18 protein-coding genes and 1 tRNA gene are annotated in these 16,977 nt (G+C 62.9%); 13 read left to right on the top strand and 6 right to left on the bottom strand.

The window, feature by feature from the left end:
- Positions 1–16: 16 nt before the first annotated feature.
- On the top strand, positions 17–559 hold the full coding sequence (locus tag BLT09_RS16255; protein ID WP_091594910.1) for a cupin domain-containing protein: 543 nt from the start codon (positions 17–19) through the stop codon (positions 557–559).
- A gap of 106 nt (positions 560–665) precedes the next feature.
- Here BLT09_RS16255 and BLT09_RS16250 read toward each other — a convergent pair whose 3' ends face one another.
- On the bottom strand, positions 666–1,607 hold the full coding sequence (locus BLT09_RS16250) for a LysR family transcriptional regulator (RefSeq protein WP_091594674.1): 942 nt from the start codon (positions 1,605–1,607) through the stop codon (positions 666–668).
- 101 nt (positions 1,608–1,708) lie between these two features.
- On the opposite strand from BLT09_RS16250, the gene BLT09_RS16245 reads away from it, so the two are divergent.
- From BLT09_RS16245 to BLT09_RS16200, 10 genes are all read left to right on the top strand, one after another.
- Entirely contained in the window at positions 1,709–2,890 is a 1,182-nt protein-coding gene (locus BLT09_RS16245) for a cytochrome P450 (protein ID WP_091594672.1), read from the top strand.
- Positions 2,891–2,900: 10 nt separating this feature from the next.
- Positions 2,901–3,218: a 2Fe-2S iron-sulfur cluster-binding protein gene (locus BLT09_RS16240; RefSeq protein ID WP_091594670.1), complete on the top strand. Its 318-nt coding sequence runs from the start codon at positions 2,901–2,903 to the stop codon at positions 3,216–3,218.
- A gap of 15 nt (positions 3,219–3,233) precedes the next feature.
- Positions 3,234–4,493: an NAD(P)/FAD-dependent oxidoreductase gene (locus BLT09_RS16235; RefSeq protein ID WP_091594668.1), complete on the top strand. Its 1,260-nt coding sequence runs from the start codon at positions 3,234–3,236 to the stop codon at positions 4,491–4,493.
- Between the two features lie 323 nt (positions 4,494–4,816).
- Positions 4,817–6,025: an amino acid ABC transporter substrate-binding protein gene (locus BLT09_RS16230; protein WP_091594666.1), complete on the top strand. Its 1,209-nt coding sequence runs from the start codon at positions 4,817–4,819 to the stop codon at positions 6,023–6,025.
- 61 nt (positions 6,026–6,086) lie between these two features.
- Complete coding sequence (locus tag BLT09_RS16225) at positions 6,087–6,953, top strand: branched-chain amino acid ABC transporter permease (RefSeq protein WP_091594664.1); 867 nt, start codon at positions 6,087–6,089, stop codon at positions 6,951–6,953.
- Positions 6,953–7,921 (top strand): branched-chain amino acid ABC transporter permease, encoded by a 969-nt coding sequence (locus BLT09_RS16220; protein ID WP_091594662.1) that lies wholly within the window; start codon positions 6,953–6,955, stop codon positions 7,919–7,921. Before BLT09_RS16225 ends, BLT09_RS16220 begins: the two co-directional genes overlap by 1 nt.
- Positions 7,918–8,652: an ABC transporter ATP-binding protein gene (locus BLT09_RS16215; protein ID WP_091594660.1), complete on the top strand. Its 735-nt coding sequence runs from the start codon at positions 7,918–7,920 to the stop codon at positions 8,650–8,652. The genes BLT09_RS16220 and BLT09_RS16215 overlap by 4 nt, the downstream gene beginning before the upstream one ends.
- Positions 8,645–9,373, top strand: coding sequence for an ABC transporter ATP-binding protein (locus BLT09_RS16210; RefSeq protein ID WP_091594658.1), 729 nt, complete (start codon positions 8,645–8,647; stop codon positions 9,371–9,373). Before BLT09_RS16215 ends, BLT09_RS16210 begins: the two co-directional genes overlap by 8 nt.
- A 129-nt stretch (positions 9,374–9,502) precedes the next feature.
- Positions 9,503–10,357, top strand: a complete 855-nt coding sequence (gene fghA / locus BLT09_RS16205; RefSeq protein ID WP_091594655.1) for an S-formylglutathione hydrolase — start codon at positions 9,503–9,505, stop codon at positions 10,355–10,357.
- A 107-nt stretch (positions 10,358–10,464) separates the two neighbouring features.
- Positions 10,465–11,199 (top strand): FCD domain-containing protein, encoded by a 735-nt coding sequence (locus BLT09_RS16200; protein ID WP_091594653.1) that lies wholly within the window; start codon positions 10,465–10,467, stop codon positions 11,197–11,199.
- A gap of 131 nt (positions 11,200–11,330) precedes the next feature.
- Here the strand turns inward: BLT09_RS16200 and BLT09_RS16195 are convergent, their stop codons facing one another.
- Positions 11,331–11,918: a YceI family protein gene (locus BLT09_RS16195; protein WP_091594651.1), complete on the bottom strand. Its 588-nt coding sequence runs from the start codon at positions 11,916–11,918 to the stop codon at positions 11,331–11,333.
- Between the two features lie 47 nt (positions 11,919–11,965).
- A complete protein-coding gene (locus BLT09_RS16190; protein WP_091594649.1) occupies positions 11,966–12,829 on the bottom strand; it encodes a hypothetical protein in 864 nt (287 codons plus the stop codon).
- Between the two features lie 263 nt (positions 12,830–13,092).
- Here BLT09_RS16190 and BLT09_RS16185 point away from each other — a divergent pair, with 263 nt between their 5' ends.
- Positions 13,093–14,019 carry an ABC transporter substrate-binding protein gene (locus tag BLT09_RS16185; RefSeq protein ID WP_091594908.1) on the top strand — a complete coding sequence of 309 codons (927 nt, stop codon included), beginning with the start codon at positions 13,093–13,095 and terminating at the stop codon, positions 14,017–14,019.
- A 243-nt stretch (positions 14,020–14,262) separates the two neighbouring features.
- Here the strand turns inward: BLT09_RS16185 and BLT09_RS16180 are convergent.
- Positions 14,263–14,339: transfer RNA gene (locus tag BLT09_RS16180), tRNA-Met, on the bottom strand.
- Between the two features lie 95 nt (positions 14,340–14,434).
- The gene (locus BLT09_RS33700) at positions 14,435–14,683 is read right to left on the bottom strand and encodes a hypothetical protein (RefSeq protein WP_139172615.1); all 249 of its coding nucleotides are present in this window, start codon (positions 14,681–14,683) and stop codon (positions 14,435–14,437) included.
- Here BLT09_RS33700 and BLT09_RS16175 point away from each other — a divergent pair.
- Complete coding sequence (locus tag BLT09_RS16175) at positions 14,670–15,635, top strand: Gfo/Idh/MocA family protein (protein ID WP_023797942.1); 966 nt, start codon at positions 14,670–14,672, stop codon at positions 15,633–15,635. The two genes, BLT09_RS33700 and BLT09_RS16175, sit on opposite strands and share 14 nt — an antisense overlap.
- A 55-nt stretch (positions 15,636–15,690) precedes the next feature.
- Here BLT09_RS16175 and mnmA read toward each other — a convergent pair whose 3' ends face one another.
- The gene (mnmA, locus tag BLT09_RS16170) at positions 15,691–16,881 is read right to left on the bottom strand and encodes a tRNA 2-thiouridine(34) synthase MnmA (protein ID WP_091594906.1); all 1,191 of its coding nucleotides are present in this window, start codon (positions 16,879–16,881) and stop codon (positions 15,691–15,693) included.
- Positions 16,882–16,977 lie beyond the last annotated feature (96 nt).

Genomic DNA, 16,977 nt, shown 5'->3' with positions numbered 1-16,977 from the left:
CTGGGAGGATCAAGACATGACCATTCGCCGCGTTGTCACCGGAAAGAACGCCGCAGGAAAATCGGTATTCATCAGCGACGGTTCCTCGCCGCGCGAGATGGCGCTCCAGCACACGCCCGGTTTGGTTTCGTCTCCGCAGTGGAAGATCGACGGGACGCCGGATCTGGCCAGACGGGACGGCGCCGACCCGATGGCGAGCGAGAGCACGATGCTCGCTTCGGTCGGAGGTTCGGTGTTCTGGATGATCACCTTTCCGCCGGACAGCGTGATGATGTCGCCCGACTGGAAGCCCGGACTGGCGGGTCCGGAGCACCTGAAGGCCGCGCCCGGCATCGCCGAACGCTTCGAGATGGACAATCCCGGCATGCACCAGACGCCGACGGTCGACTATGTCACCGTCGTCAAGGGCCGGCTTGTCCTCGAGCTTGACGACGGCAAGACCGTCGAACTGACACAGGGCGATACGGTGGTGCAGCAGGGCGCGCGCCATGCCTGGCGCAATCCCTTCGCCGAGCCGGTGACGATCTCGGTCGTGATGCTCGGAGCGACCACGGTCTAGGTGTTGTCGCTCCCGGGCGGATCGTCCATCCAGCGTGGTCTGGCTGGCAAAGTGCGCTCCGCTTGCGCGGCACCGGCTTCATCTGCCCAGGCTTACTGTCCGCCCGTCAGGCGATCATCTCGTCTTGCCGTTGGCGGTCCCCGTCGCCGAGATTCTTCTCGGCGACCTCGGCCAGGATCTGGCGGGCCCAGCGGTGCAGGCCGGAGTGGTGCGTGCGCTCGGTCCAGTACATGTCGACCTGGATGAAGACGTCCATCGGGAACGGTCGCAAAGCGAGCCTGTCCGAAAGGCGACGCGCCAGTCGATACGGGATCGTCGCCACCAATTCGGAGGCCGGTATCAGGCGTTCCAGTATGTCATGGCTGGAGACGGTGACGTCCGGCTCCAACTCGATGCCCCTGGCGCGCAGCGCGGCGAAATAGAGAGCCTCCCAGCGCCCGTTATGGGTGACCGCGACATGCCGCGAGGCGCAATAGCGCTCAAGCGTCAGCGCTCCGCGCGTGAGCTCGTGCGCCGGGTCCATGACGCACGCATAGTGATCCGAAAACATCTTCCTGCGGTAGTAGATGTCCCCGAGGATCGAGACCGGGCCAAGCACGATATCGCAGGTGTTCTCCTTCAACTGCTGCTTGCCGTCGACGGCGGACTCGAAAATGTGGATCGTCGCCTGCGGCGCCTCCTTCTGCGCGCGCCGCAGAAAGTCCGGAATGAGAAACATCCGCTCATGATGGTTGCAGGACACCGTCACGCTTCCCACGGCGGTGGCTGGGTCAAAACCCGACGGCGAAGAAAGCGCCGCCATCTGCTCAAGGATGCCGCGTGCCTGCTGGGCCAGCTGTTCGCCCTTATCGGTTGCCACGATCGAATTGCCCTGGCGGACAAACAGCGGATCGTTGAAGGCCTTTCGCAGCCTCTTGATGGCGTAGCTTATGGTGGACTGGTTGACGCCGAGAAGCTGGGAGGCGTCCGAAAACGAGGCGCGGTCCTGGACAGCAACAAGCGTCTGCAAGGCCGCGAAGTCCACACTGGCAAGCTCGTCGGGCAGCATTGCTATCCTCCTACATGCAAATTTTCGATGACATCTATCTAACTCATCGCATTGCTGAATACACGTGGATTTCGTACGCCGTTCCCCGACAGGAGGAAATCATGAGCGAAGCCGTGAAAGTGGTCGACGACGTTGCGTTCGAAGACCTGCTTGCCAATCCGTATCCGGTCTTCAAGCGCGTCCGCGACCTCGGGCCGGTCGTCAAGGTCGAGGCGGCCAACATCATGATGGTCACGCGCTTCGACGACATCATCGCCATCGAACGCGACCCCGAGACGTTTTCCTCCATCAATCCGCAGTCGTTGCTGAACACGGTGATCGGGCCGAACCTGATGCGCAAGGACGGCGACGATCATGCCCGCGAAAGGGCGGCGATGGATCCGAGCCTGCGGCCTGGCGTCGTCAAGCGGTGCTGGGCCGACCCCATGCGGGCCATTTGCGACGACGTTATTTCGCAGATCGAGCACAGGGGCGAGGCCGAACTTTTCGACGAACTCGCCGCGCCGATCGCGGCACGCGCACTGGCCGACATATTGGGTTTCGACGACGTCGACTGGCGCACGATGGCACTGTGGTCGCAGTCGCTGATCGACGGTTCCGGCAACTACTCGCACAACCCGGAGATCGCCCGTAAGGCGAGGGAGGCAGCCAATGGCGTCGAGAGCGCCGTCGACAGGATGCTTCCCCATCATCGGGACAATCCAAATCCTTCGATGCTGTCTTCGATGCTCCAGGCCGATCCTCCGCAGACGGTCGAGCAGATCTACGCCAACATCAAGGTCGCGATCGGGGGCGGGCTGAACGAGACCCGCGACTCGATCCTTACGCTGATCCTTGGCCTGCTGCAGAACCCGGATCAGCTCGCGCGCGTTCGCGCCGAGCCTTCGCTCTGGGGGCCGGCCTTCGAAGAAGCGGTGCGCTGGATCTCGCCGATCGGCATGTATCCACGCCGCTTGACCCGCGATATGGAGATCTCGGGGACGCTGGTCCGCAAGGGCGAGCAGGTCGGTCTGTGCGTCGGCGCCGCCAATCACGACGACCGTCGTTTCAGCGATCCGGAAAAATTCGACATCTTCCGGGAGGAGAAATCCCACCTTGCGTTCGGCGCCGGATCGCATTTCTGCGCCGGGACATGGGTGTCGCGCGCGCTGGTAAGCCAGATCGCCGTGCCGACGGTATTCGAGCGGCTGCGCAATCTCAGGCTCAAGAATCCGGACCACATCCGCATCCGGGGCTGGGTGTTTCGTGGCCCGACGCACATGCCCGTTGTCTGGGACGCTTGAGGAGAGTTTCATGCCGAAGATCAGGTTCCTCCTCACCGACGGCGCCGAGCTCGCCGTCGAGGCCCAGAGCGGCCGCACCTTGATGGAAACCGCGCTTGAAAACAGCGTTCCGGGCATCATCGCCGAATGCAACGGCTCGGCGGCCTGCGCCACATGCCATGTCGTGCTTCCCGAGAACATCATGTCGGCGCTCGGACCCATCAGCGAACATGAAAACGACATGCTGGACTTCGCCGAAGCACCGCGTGAACCTGGAAGCCGGTTGAGCTGCCAGATCAAGGTGAGCGACGCGCTGGATAACGTTTCCGTCCGCATTCCGGCCGCCTAGCGGTTGCGGCTGGCCATGCTCCACGACGTCGACCATCCCGCCACCGCCATACCCGGCAACGAAAGCAGCATCGTGATCGTCGGCGCCGGACAGGCCGGCCTGTCGACGGCCGAGAAGCTGCGGGCGAACGGTTTTGTGGGGTCGCTCACCCTGATCGGGGACGAGGCCGATGCTCCCTACCAGCGTCCTCCGCTGTCCAAGGCATATCTTCTTGGCGAACTCGAGCGGGACCGGTTGAAACTGAAAGCGGAGGACTGGTACGCAAAGAACCGGATCGCGTTGCGACTGGGAACGCGCGTCGCATCCATCGACCGCGGCCGGCGGCGCGTATGCCTCGCCGATGGCGGCATGCTTGCCTACGACCGTCTCGTGCTCGCAACCGGAGCGACCGCCCGAAAGCTTCCGCAGGCGATTTCGCGCGGCCTTGCGGGCATCTTCACGATCCGCACGCTCGCCGACATCGATGCATTGCGGCCTGCGCTCGAAACGCGTGGCAAGCTCCTTGTCATCGGCGGTGGGTATATCGGCCTCGAGATCGCCGCCGTCGCGCGTGGGCTCGGCATGACAGTGGATGTCGTGGAAGCCACCGATCGGCCGCTCGCACGGGTGGCTTCGGCGGAAACGGCGAGGGCTGTGGAAGACCTTCACCGGTCCAGGGGCGTGACGTTCCATCTCGGCAGGGCGGTGAGCGAGTTGCTCGGCGCTGATCGCGTTACTGGCGCCAGGCTCGGCGACGGCACGATCATCGCCGCCGACGTCGTCGTGGCGGGAATCGGCGGCATGCCGCAAACGACGCTGGCTGCAGAGGCGGGTTTCGCTATCGACAACGGTATCGCTGCCGACGCGTACGGGCGCACGGGCGATCCGTTCATCTGGGCTGCCGGCGACTGCGCCAACTTCTCCTTGCCGGGAGGAGCGCTGCGGATGGAGAGCGTCGGCAACGCCATCGACAGCGCTGACCTGGTCGCCCGCAACATCATGGGCGCGCGCCAGCCTTATAAGCCAAAGCCGTGGTTCTGGTCGGATCAGTTCGATCTCAAGCTGCAGATCGCCGGCCTGTCCAGGCCGGGCGATACGGTGGTTGTCAGGCAGGGGGCGGGCCCAGGACGGTCGCATTGGTACTACCGCCAGGGGCAGTTCGTCGCCGTCGACGGGCTGAATGCGCCGCGCGACTATCTGGTCGGAAAGCGCCTCCTTGCCGTGTCGGCCAGCCCCGACCCCGCTCAGGTAGCGGATCCGGTGCTGACGCTCGAGGCTCTGGCGAGCTCGAAATGAGGCCGACCTGGAGGGGTAGGGACGCACCGGCAGATTTTTAATGTTGACATTCTTAATAGTATCTGAATACTATTTGGTATCTTGGTGGTGTGAGGGCGGAAGCGGTTTTGGACGCAACTGTCGTGCTCCGGCCAAGCGCCTCGGGTGGGGAAGGAATATCGTCACTCCCAATAAATAACGAAAATGTTAGATATTACGAAATTAGCTGGATCATCGGAGGATAATGGCCTAAGCAATTTCGCTAGGAGGATCGGGCGATCAACTCGTTCTCGCGAGCCGCGAGGCGAGGGAGTGCCCACTGCAGCCAGAACTGGGAGGAATCGATGTTGCGACGCAGTTTCAATGTACTCATGCTTTCGGCCGCCTTGGCGGTCGGCACAATCGGCGCCGCCTTGGCGCAGGACCCGGTCAGGATCGGCGTCAGCGCATCCAAGACCGGGCCGCTTGCGGGCGGCGCGTCAGGTGTGCTTTGGCCGAACATCAAGCTGTGGGCCGAGAAAGTGAACAAGGCCGGCGGCCTCAAGGTCGGCGATCAGATGCGGCCGATCGAGATCGTCGAGTATGACGACAAGTCGTCGCCGGAAGAGGCGGTCAAGAACATTCAGCGTCTTGCCACCCAGGACCAGGTCGACCTGATCATCCCGCCATATTCGACAGGCCTCAATCTCGCGACCGCCCCGCTGATCGCGAAATATGGCTATCCGCAGATCGTCTCCACCGGCAATGCCAACGATCTCGACCAATTCGTCAAGCGTTGGCCGAACACGTTCTGGCTGCTCGGTCCGGCACAGGGCATCGCCGACGGTATCGTCGGCACGCTCAAGGATCTGCGCGACGCCGGCAAGATCGGCAATCGGGTCGCGGTGGTCAACGTCTCCGATGCCTTCGGCCTCGAAATGATCAAAACTGGCAAGCCGGCGCTCAAGCAGGCCGGTTTCGATACCGTCTACGAAAGCTCCTATCCGCTCGGCAACCAGGACGTCGCTCCCGTGATAGCAAGCGCCAAGGCGGCGAACCCCGACGCCTTCGTCGCCTACTCCTACCCGCCGGACAGCTTCGCTCTCACCGAGCAGGCGCAGTTGCAGAAGTTCGACGTCAAGGCATTCTTCGTTAGCGTCGGCGGCAATCTCGACGCCTACGGAAAGCGCTTCGGCGCCGCTGCCAACGGGGTCCTGATCATGGGCGGTGTCAATGCCAGCGATCCCGTGTTCGAGGCCTATCGCAAGGAGCACCTCGAGGTGACGGGCCAGGAAGCCGATTGGTGGGCAAGCCCGGTGGCCTATGCCAGCCTGGAGATCCTGCAGCAGGCCGTCGAGCACGTCGGCAGCCTGGATAAGGAAGCGCTCAACAAGGAAATCCAGTCGGGCACCTTCAAGACCGTCATCGGCGATGTCCACTTCGACAACAACATCAACAACAACAACTGGACGGTGGGCCAGTGGAGCGATGGCGTCGTTCATGGCGTCAGGGCGACCGGGAACCTCCAGGGCGTGCAGCAGCCAGTGATCAAGCCCGTCTGGCCCAGCAACTGATCCGATCCTCCCAGGGGCCTCGGCGTCCTCGTGGCGCCAGGCCCTCACCGCGAGAATACCAATGCTCATCCTGCTGACAGGCCTGCTCCTCGGGGGCACCTATACGCTCATCGCCCTCGGACTCACGCTGCAGTACGGCGTGGCGCGCATAATGAACCTCGCCAATGGCGAGACGCTCGTCGCCGCGTGCTTCGTCACCTTCTGGCTGTATGCGGGCTACGCCATCAATCCGCTTCTTGGCCTGCTGGTGATCGGCCCCGGCGCTTTCGTCGTCAACTGGCTGATCTATGCCTGGCTGATGCAGCCTCTGGTGAAGCGGGCCAGGAACCGAGGCATGCTCGAGGTCGATTCGATCCTGGCGACTTTCGGACTGCTGTTCCTGTTCCAGGGGCTGATGCTGCAGGCCTTCGGCGGGTCCTATTTCAACTATGAGTTCCTCGCCCAGCCCTTCTCGATCATGGGCGACTCGTTCGGCCTCAACCGCGTCGTGGCCTTTGTCGCCGCGGCCGTCATCGCCGCCGCTCTCTACGTCTTCCTCTACCACACCGACCGCGGCACGGCCGTTCGTGCCGTCGCCGTCGATCCGCGCGCCGCACGGCTCGTTGCGATCGATGTGCGCCGGACGGCGGCCTTCGCCTTTGCGCTCGGAGGAGCGATCACGGCCTGCGCCGGCACGCTGCTGTCGACCTTCTACACGTTCAACACGTCGATGGGCGTGCTGTTCACCATGAAGGCGCTGATCATCGTAATCATGGGCGGTGTCGGCGACATTCGTGGCGCGGTTCTCGCCGCCCTCGTGCTGGGCCTTACCGAGACGCTCGTCGCCAGCCTGCTGGACCCGGGGCTGACGCTGGCGGCCAACTACGCCCTTTTCATCCTCGTTCTGCTGTTCCGGCCGCAGGGCATCTTCGGAAAGCGGCCGGCGTGATGAACATTCCGCGCAATGAACTTCTGGCTGTTGGCGCCGGCCTTGCCGGCGCGGCTGTGCTCGCCTTTCTTCCCTTGGTCACCGAGGGGTTCTGGCTGTCGGTCAGCGTGAACATCATGCTCTATGCGGCCATATGCACGGCCTGGGCGCTCTTTTCCGGGCCCACGCAGCTCGTCTCGTTGGCGAGCGCCGCCTTCTTCGGCGTCGGAACCTATTCGGTCGCGATCTTCGTCGACGTCCTGCCTTTCCCGGCGCTCGTCCTCATCGCGGTCGCCGCCGGTGCCTTGCTGGCCATATTGGTCGGAGTGGCGACCCTCAGGCTCTCAGGGGTCTATTTCGTGATCTTCACGCTCGGCCTTGCCGAGCTCATGGGCCAGATCGTGACCTGGGTGCAGACCAATTTCGGCGGCACGATCGGGCTATACGTCTTCACCGATCTCACCGAGGCGCATCTCTACTGGATGCTGCTTGCGCTGACGGTGATCGTATTCATGACCGGGTGGCTCATCAACAGGTCCCGGCTGGGCCTGGCGTTGCGCATCATCGGCAATGACGAGGCCGTGGCGCGCCATGTCGGCGTCGACACCGCTCGCGCCAGGATCATCCTGTTCGCGGTCTCGGGGGCCTTCATTGCCGTGGCCGGCGCGATCATGGCGCCGCGTTATTCCTACATCACGCCGGACGCGGCCTTCAATCCGATGACGTCCTTCCTCGTGGTCATCATGGCTCTGCTCGGCGGGACACGCCGCCTGTGGGGCCCCCTGGTCGGCGTCGTCCCTTTCACCCTGGTGATGGACTTCATCTCGGGCCACTTCCCTAACCAGACGGCGGTGATCGTCGGCATCGCTTTCCTGTCGATCGTCTATGTGCTTCCCGACGGTGTCACGGGCCAGCTGGAAAGCCTGTTCCGTCGTCGCCGTCCAACCGACCATAGCTTGCTGGCAACGGCCGTGGAGGAGGGGAGATGAGCGTTCCTTTGCTGGCCATCGACAGGGTGCGCAAGGCCTTCGGCGGCCTCGTCGCCGTCAACGATGTGAGTTTCGAGGTCGCCCAGGGTGAGCTGTTGGGACTGATCGGCCCGAACGGTTCAGGCAAGACCACGATGCTCAACCTCATATCGGGGGCGCTGTCGCCGACATCGGGCAATATTCTCCTGTCCGGACAGCCCATCGCCGGACTGGCAGCCCACAAGATCGCCCGGATTGGGGTTGCGCGGACCTTCCAGCTGGTACGCGTCCTGCCGTCCATGAGCGCGGTGGAGAACGTCGTCGCCGGCGCCGTCTTCGGGCACAACAGGCTCTGGGGCGGCGAGGCACTGACGCTTGCCCGCGAACTGCTGGCACGCGTCGGGTTGAAGGGCCGCGAGGAGATTCCCGTGGCGGCAATGACCTATATCGACCAGAAGAGAATAGAGCTCGCCCGTGCCCTTGCGAGCAACCCTCATGTCCTGCTGCTCGATGAGTGGCTCGCCGGCCTCAACCCCAGCGAACTCAGGATCGGCATGGAGCTCATCCGCGAGATCAGTGCGCAGGGCCGGACGATCATCATGGTCGAGCATGTGATGGATGCCATCCGCTCGCTTTGCCAACGCTGCGTCGTCATGAATTCCGGTACGAAGATCGCCGACGGCATCTCGGCCAGCGTCCTGGCCGACCCGGAGGTTGTCCGCGCCTATCTGGGGGACGACGACGATGCTTGAGGTGTCCAATCTCGGCGTCCGCTACGGACGCCATGTTGCGCTCGAAGGCGTTTCCGCACGCGTTTCCAAAGGCGAGATCTGCGTCATCCTGGGTGCCAACGGCGCGGGAAAGTCCAGCTTCCTCGGCGCTGTCGCCGGGCTCGTCGGGACGGAGGCCGGCACGAGGATCGTCATGAACGGCAAGGATGTCACGAAACTTGACGCCCATCTGATGGTGGAGGAGGGGATCGCGCTCGTCCCGGAAGGCCGAGGCATCTTTGGCGAACTCACCGTGGCGGAGAACCTGCGGCTTGGAAGCCATGCCAGGCGCGCGAAGCCTGACGCGGGCAAGATGCTTGACTTTGTCTACGGGCTGTTCCCCCGGCTGGCCGAACGCCGTCGCCAATTGGCGCAGACGATGTCGGGAGGGGAGCAGCAGATGGTCGCGATCGGCAGGGCGCTGATGTCGAAGCCGGACATCCTGATGCTGGACGAGCCATCGCTCGGCCTGTCGCCACTGCTGTCCAGGGAGCTGTTCAAGTCACTGGCCGCCATCGCCGCCGAAGGTTTCGGCATCCTGCTCGTCGAGCAGAATGCGCGGCTGAGCCTCAAGACCGCCGATCGCGGCTACCTGATCGAGACGGGAAGGATCGTCGGAGAGGACACGGCGCCAAACCTGATCAAAGATCCAAAAATCATGAGTGCCTACCTCGGCGACGCCGCCGCGGCGGCAGCGCATTAGCGCAACTGCCGCACGCCAACGATCTGCTGGTGCCGCCCAATATCGGGCAACCTGATCCACCAGGGTTGCCGCGGCCGCGGCGGATGCCATAGATGGCTATCATTGGCGCTTGAAATTGGTGGAGACTACATGCCGGAACCCATGAAAACGATCTCCCAGGCAAAATCCCATGGCGGGGTGCAGGGCGTCTATTCGCACCTGTCGACGAGTTGCTCCTGCGACATGTCGTTTGCCGTTTTCGTGCCTCCACAGGCCCGGGAAACGCCTTGCCCGGTGGTGTGGTATTTGTCGGGACTGACCTGCACCCATCAAAATGTCATGGACAAGGGCGAATACAGGCGCATGGCCGCCGAACTGGGGCTGATCGTCGTCTGTCCGGACACCAGTCCGCGCGGCGCCGACATCCCAGATGAGAAGGACAATTGGCAGTTTGGCTGCGGCGCCGGCTTTTATCTCGATGCGACGCAGCAGCCTTATGCGGAGAACTACCGGATGTATTCCTACATCGTCGAGGAATTGCCGGCGTTGATCGCTGCGAATTTTCCGGCAGACATGTCGCGCCAGGCCATCACGGGCCATTCGATGGGCGGACACGGCGCACTGACCATCGCCTTGAAAAACCCGGAGCGGTTCAGGAGTTGCTCGACCTTCGCGCCAATCGTGCAGCCAAGCACAGCCGGCTGGTCGAGGCCGGCCCTCGAAAAATACCTCGGCATGGATGAAGCCGCGTGGCGGATCTACGACACCACATCGCTCATTGAGGATGGGCACCGCTTTCAGGAATTTCTCGTCGACCAGGGGACATCGGACGGGTTCCTGAATGACGGGCTAAGGCCTTGGCTCCTGGAGGCGGCCTGCGCCAAGGCCGGCATTCCGCTGACACTGCGCATGCAGGATGGATACGACCATTCGTATTTCTTCATTTCGAGCTTCATGGACGACCATCTGCGCTGGCATGCTGAGAGGCTGTTGCTTGACGGCTGAGGCCAACACGCCGTCCTGGCCGGTATCGCGCCGCTTCGACGCGGGAGGTTTGATTATTTCGAAAATCCGCAGTAATCTCCGCGATAATTCAATGCGGAGTCGTATGCATGGGTAACAGCCTCAAGCCCGCCGGAGAGACACGCGCTGGGGATGTGTTGGCGCGCATGCGGAGCGACATCATCAGCTGTGCCTTGAAACCCGGATCCAAGCTGCGCTTCGAGACGTTGAGGGAGTTGTATGAAGTCAGCTTCTCCACTCTGCGCGAGGCCTTGTCGCGGCTGGTGGCCGAAGGCCTGGTTGTGGCGGAGGGGCAGCGCGGGTTTCTGGTCGCGCCAGTCTCGCTGTTTGATCTCAACGATTTGACGGATGTCCGTGTGCTCGTCGAACGGCAGTGCATCAAGCTGGCAATCGATCGTGGCGACGATCGCTGGGAGGCGGACATCATGGCTGCGTTCCATCGGATGGATCGCCTGCAAAGCCGGCTTGGTGCGAGCTACTATCTCTCCGACGAATGGGCCACGTTGCACAGCGTGTTCCACCTGTCGCTGGTCGCGGCATGCGGCTCGCCGAATCTGCTCGAAATCCGGCAGAAGCTCTTCGAGCGCGCCCACCGCTATCGCAGGATGTCCTCTCAGTTTCGCCCGCAATGGCGCGCAAAGGACGTCGAGCATAAGATGATCATGGACAGGGTCATCGCCCGCGACACGGCCACGGCGCAGGATCTGGTCGACCGGCATATCCGCGAGACGACCGAGAACGTCATTGCTCATGCAAGCCACCTTTTCGCGCAAGGTGGGACGGCCGATGCCTTCAGGCGTCCGGATCCCGTGGCCGCCGAGTAGGCCACGGCAAGTTTCACTTGGCGCAATCCGTGGGTGATGGTGGCCGAACCAGCCTGAACGAACGCTGCCGATGGGGCCGCTTCCATCGAGCCATCCGGCAGGGCGACAGCCTGCCGGATGGTCACCGTGAGTTATGAACGGGCACGCCCTTCAACCTGAATCACGAGGCTCACGTCGTCGCCGATCATTCCGAGCGCGGCCTTCATGCCGAAGTCGCTGCGTTTGATCGAAGTTCGCGCACTGAAGCCGACGACGTGGCTCTTGTCCCACGGGTTCTCGCCTTCCTTGTTGAAGGTGACGTCCAGCGTGGCCGGCTTTGTCACCCCTGCGATCGTGAGATCGCCCATGATCGTTCCGGATTTGGCATCGACCGCCTTGAATTCCCGCCCGACAAAGGTGATCTGCGGGAACTCGGTTGCATTGAACCAGTCGGCGCCCTGGATGTCGCTATCGCGTTGGCTGTTGTTGGTCGAGATGCCGGCAACTTTCACTGCAACGTCGAGGCTGCTGTCAGCCGGATGGGCGGCGTCGAACGCGAACGTGCCCGAGAACTCCTTCGCCGTTCCTATCACTTGCGAGAAGCCGAGATGGTCGATGAAGAAAGCAATGCCCGAATGCACGGGATCGATTTCGAACGTCCCGGCCGCGGCTGTTTCGGCGGCTAGCGGCAACCAGGCGATCGTGGCGGCAAGCAAGGTGGTCCGTAGTAGTTTCGACATAGGTGTAACTTCCTCCCTAAAATGGTTTCCGACAGTTCTCTTCCGGGTCATACCGGGAAGCTTGAGCCATACCGCGCGATCACAATCGCCAGGGATGCGCCGACTGGCAGCAGGCAAATCCCGACAAATGCGGCGAGGCGGACGGCTTTGTTCGTGGCGCGGACCCGGCGCAAAATCGGATCTACGACAAAGGGCGCGACAAAGACCAATGACAGCACGGCCAGCGCTGGGATGTCGGTCTTGCGCGTGATCAGCGTGACGGTCTGCGCGACCGCTATCATACCACCTGCTCCTCCCAAGAGGGATGCGGAGCGGAATCCGAAATCCGGATTTGAGATATTGGTGGCGACAATGGCCGCTAGGGCGGCTGCGAAAAGCAGGCTGAGCTGGAAGCTCGAGGACGATGCCCCCAATAGCGCGATCGGCGCGAATCCGGCGCATGCGATGCCGAGCAAGGCGGCGCGCCTTGTGCCGGATTCGTCCGCGGCCCGGTCTGTTCCACCGGAAAGGCCATGCATCACCAGCAGGCCCCATAACGCGGCCACCGCCACTTCCGGGAGCGCATCGGGCAGCCGAGCCGCTCCTATATACGCGGCGGAAGCGATCGGTTGGGCAAGGGCAAGTGCGCGACCCAGCATGCCACGGCCGACGGCCTCGGCCAGGATACCGAGCGCCGTTCCAACCGCGGCGACGAAGAAGACCTTGTTGACCGCACCTACTGGCGGGAAAGATGGCACCTTGTTGTAGGCCAGCCAGTAAGCGACGAGGAAGGAAGCGGGCACCAGGAGGTCCGTCCAGAGCTTTCCCGCGCGAAGCCAGCGCAGCAGCCCAGCTGCCGCAAGCGCCAGCAAACCAGCCATAACCATTCCCAGGATCATCGCTTCCTGCGGTGATCGCGCCAGGCCGCTCATGTCAGCTGTCCCGCAGCGCGTCGAACTGTCGGCTGCTGAAATCGGCGACACTCTTGATGGGGCGCATGGTTCCTCCTTCGGCTCGATGTTGCATCAGCCGATTTCCTCGTTCGGTATGTTGACATACCGTATGTTTTTTAGATACTATATGGTATCTCAAATTATTGTGCGCCTGTCAATATGCACGGCATCACGGCGGTAGAGCCGAACCGCATTTCGCAAGGCCGGTGCCTGCGCCGGAAGTTTCAACGGAGGATATCGCCATGACTGACCAGGAACCTGCCGGCCTCGCCGATCTTCGGCTCGCGGGCGGCGCGCAGGGGTTCAATTGGCTTCCTGTCTTCGTCGCCGACGAACAGGGCCTTTTCGAAAAACACGGCATCCGGATCGACTACAAGCGCATGGGCAGCGTCGAAAAGGCGACCGCGGCCGTTCTCGACGGCGAAGCGGATCTGGCGATTACGCCGCCGGAAGGCGCCGTTGCCGACTTCGTCAGGGGAGGAGAGCTGCGTATCGTGGCAGCCAACGCCGTGCGCCTGCCGATGTCGATCGTGGCGCGCCCGGGCATCGGCTCGCTTGCCGAACTGAGAGGCAAGAAAGTCGGCACGTCCTCGCTGACGGAGGGCACCGCGATCTACACGCAGATCGTGCTGGCCGCGGCAGGGCTGCACTACCCCGGCGATTATGAGTTTGCCCTGGCCGGCATTCACACCAAGCGGTGGGAGGCGCTGCAGGCAGGCGAAATCGATTGCGCTCCGCAGCCCGCACCATGGAATTTCCTCGCGCAGGACAAGGGCTACAATCTGCTCGGGGAAGTCAGCGCCGCAATCTCCGAGATCGTCTTCACCGCTGTCATCGGCAAGGCATCCTGGCTCGCAGCGAACCGCGATCTCGTGACCCGCTTCCTCAAGGCGCTGATCGAGGCGCATTCGGTCACTAATGACGCGGCCAACCATGGCATCACCCTGCCGATCTTCCAGCGCATTACCACACCCGACAGCGAGTCCCTGGCGCGACGGGGCCTGGAATATATGCGTGGCATGGGCATGTGGCCGCAGGGCCTGGCCGTGCCAGACAAGGCGCTCAAGACGACGATCGACCTGATGGTCAGGGCGAACCTGCTCGACAAGTCGAAGTGCGATGTTGCCGAGGGCGTCTTCGACAGGCGCTATCTGGAAGGCGCCGCCTGATCACCAGCGGCCGGCGAAAATCTTTCCACCGGCAGGCGCACGATGTTGTCTTTTATCGTGCAGCCCTTGCTGATCGGATCAAGCGCGCTTTCAGGGAGGAGTAAAACGCGTGCTGCTCTTCCTCGACTCTGAATCACCTGGCGCTTGAAAACGAGGGCGCCACGTTACTTCTTGATCAATTTCAAACGGAGGCGCTACCATTTTGCATAGATTTGTTCGATATATCAATGATTTAAGGAGTTTTGGTAGCGGGAGAGGGACTTGAACCCCCGACCCCAGGATTATGATTCCCGTGCTCTAACCAACTGAGCTACCCCGCCAGGGCGGCGAAAGGCCCGAAATCCGCCTCAAATCAGAGGGCATGTCGAAGCGTTCGCCAAGGTCGGGCGGATATAAGGTTGGGACGCCAAGCCTGTCAAGCATCGATGCAGCCGGTGTCGATGCAGCCGGTCTGGCGCCACACTCTATCGCATCCTGTCGCGTCGCCAAGCTTCTCGGTCTTGAGACGTACTTTGTGTGTCCAGGCGCACGCACCGTCGCTCTGATGGCCGAAAAGCTTTGCCGGGCAGATAATCGGGCACAGAAATGCCGGGTTGAGTTCGGCGGGGCGCGCCGCTATGTCTCGGCCACGAAATTCTAGAGTTGGAATGATGAAACCGCGCATTGCAGTCCTCGGTTGCGGATACTGGGGCAGCAACCACATCCGCACCCTCAAGGCGCTCGGCGCGCTGCACGCGGTCTCGGACGTCAACCCTGCCCGCGCCGAAGGTTTCGCCAGTGAGCAGGATTGCCTGGCGATCGAGCCGGAGGCGCTGTTTGTGCGCAGCGACATCGACGCCATCGTGATGGCGCTGCCGCCGCAGTTCCACGCCGATATGGCGGTGCGCGCCGTCCAGGGCGGCAAGGACGTGCTGGTGGAGAAGCCGATCGCGCTGACGGTGGCCGATGCCGAGCGTTCGGTGAAGGCGGCGGTCGACAATGGCCGCGTCTTCATGGTCGGTCATGTGCTGCGCTTTCATCCCGCCTTCGAGACGTTGAAGGCGCTGATCGACAATGGCGAGCTCGGCGAGGTCCGCTATATCCATTCGCACCGGCTCGGGCTCGGCAAATTCCACACCGAGAACGATGCGCTGTGGGACCTGGCGCCGCACGATCTGTCGATGATCCTGGCCATCACCGGCACGGAACCGATCGAGGTGCGTGGAGAAGGGGCAGCGCTCCTCGACAATCTCAGCGATTTCGCGCATCTGCACATGCGCTTTCCCAACGGTCTGCGCAGCCACCTCTTCGCGTCGCGGCTCAATCCCTACCGCGAACGGCGGCTGACCGTGGTCGGCACCAAGGCGATGGCGGTGTTCGACGATGTCGAGCCGTGGGAGCGCAAGCTCGCCGTCTACCGCCACGCGGTCTGGCAAGACAGCGGCCAATGGGCCTTCACCACCAACGAGCCGTCCTATGTTGCAGTGGGCGAGGGCATGCCGCTGACGCGAGAGCTCGAGCATTTCATCCAGTGCATCGAGACGCGGGCAGAACCGCGTACCAGCGGCGAGGAAGCCATCAGGGTGCTGCGTATCCTGACCGCTGGCACGGTTGCCCACACCGGATCGTCTTCCTGAGAGAAAGTGCGGCTGTATCAGAGCCTGATCGATCCCGATAGATTGGGATTATCGTCTATTCGGCGGGAATCTGCGCCGGCCGGGCCGCCAGCCGCGTCAGCATCGCCTCGGCCTCGGCGCCGCGTTCGGAACGCTCGATGAAGCCGCCGCCGAAAACGCGGGCCTCGTTGCCGTCGTCGGAATAGAGCACGCAGGCCTGGCCGGGCGCGATACCGGACTCGCCGTCGACCAGTTCCACCGAAGTGATGCCGACGTTGTGACGCAGCACAGCCGGGCGTGGCGGGCGTGTCGAGCGGACCTTGGCGAAAAGCTCCAGCCCGGCGGCCGGGATATCTGACAGCGCAGCGTCGCCCAGCCAGTTCATGTCGCGCAAATAGATCTTGTGCGTTTCCAGCGCCTCGCGCGGGCCAACGACGACGCGGGCCCGGTCGGCGTCGAGATGGACGACGTAGAGCGGCTCGCCCGAGGCAATGCCGATGCCGCGGCGCTGACCGATCGTGTAGCGCAAAATGCCTTCATGGCGGCCGAGCACGCGGCCGTCGATATGGACGATGTCGCCCGGATTGGCAGCAGTCGGCTTCAGCTTGGCGATGATATCGGAGTACTTGCCGTGCGGCACGAAGCAGATGTCCTGGCTGTCCTGCTTGGCAGCGACCGTCAGCCCCATTTCCTCGGCGATGGCGCGAACCTGCGGCTTCGACAGGCCGCCGAGCGGAAAGCGCAGGTAGTCGATCTGCGCCTGTGTGGTGGCGAACAGGAAATAGCTCTGGTCGCGATCTGCGTCGACCGGCCGGTACAGCGCGCGATGGGCGCCGTTGGCGCCGGAGCGGATGTAATGGCCGGTGGCCAGCGCCTCGGCGCCGAGTTCCTTGGCGGTCGCCAGGAGGTCGGCGAATTTCACCGTCTGGTTGCAGGAAACGCAAGGGATCGGCGTTTCGCCGGCCACATAGCTCTCGGCGAAGGGGTCGATCACCGCCTTGCGGAAACGCTCCTCGTAATTAAGCACATAATGCGGAATGCCGAGCGTTTCGGAGACGCGGCGGGCATCGTCGATGTCCTGGCCGGCGCAGCACGAGCCGGCCCGGTGGGTTGCCGCGCCATGGTCGTAGAGCTGCAGCGTGACGCCGACGACATCATAGCCTTCATGCTTCAAAAGGCCGGCAACGACCGACGAATCGACGCCGCCCGACATGGCGACAACGATGCGGGTATCTTCGGGGCGTCCGGGAAGGTCGAGGCTGTTCATGGTTCTTTCGTTCTGCACGGCGCCTGGATGACGGCGCCTGAATGCCAATGGCCGGAATATAGGTCAAGCTTTCCGGGTGCGCCAGCTTCGCGAACC

It is taken from the genome of Mesorhizobium muleiense, assembly GCF_900099905.1.
Lineage (GTDB): Bacteria > Pseudomonadota > Alphaproteobacteria > Rhizobiales > Rhizobiaceae > Mesorhizobium > Mesorhizobium muleiense.
Note: the sequence above shows the minus strand (reverse complement) of the source record. Positions and strands in the feature narration are given on the sequence as shown.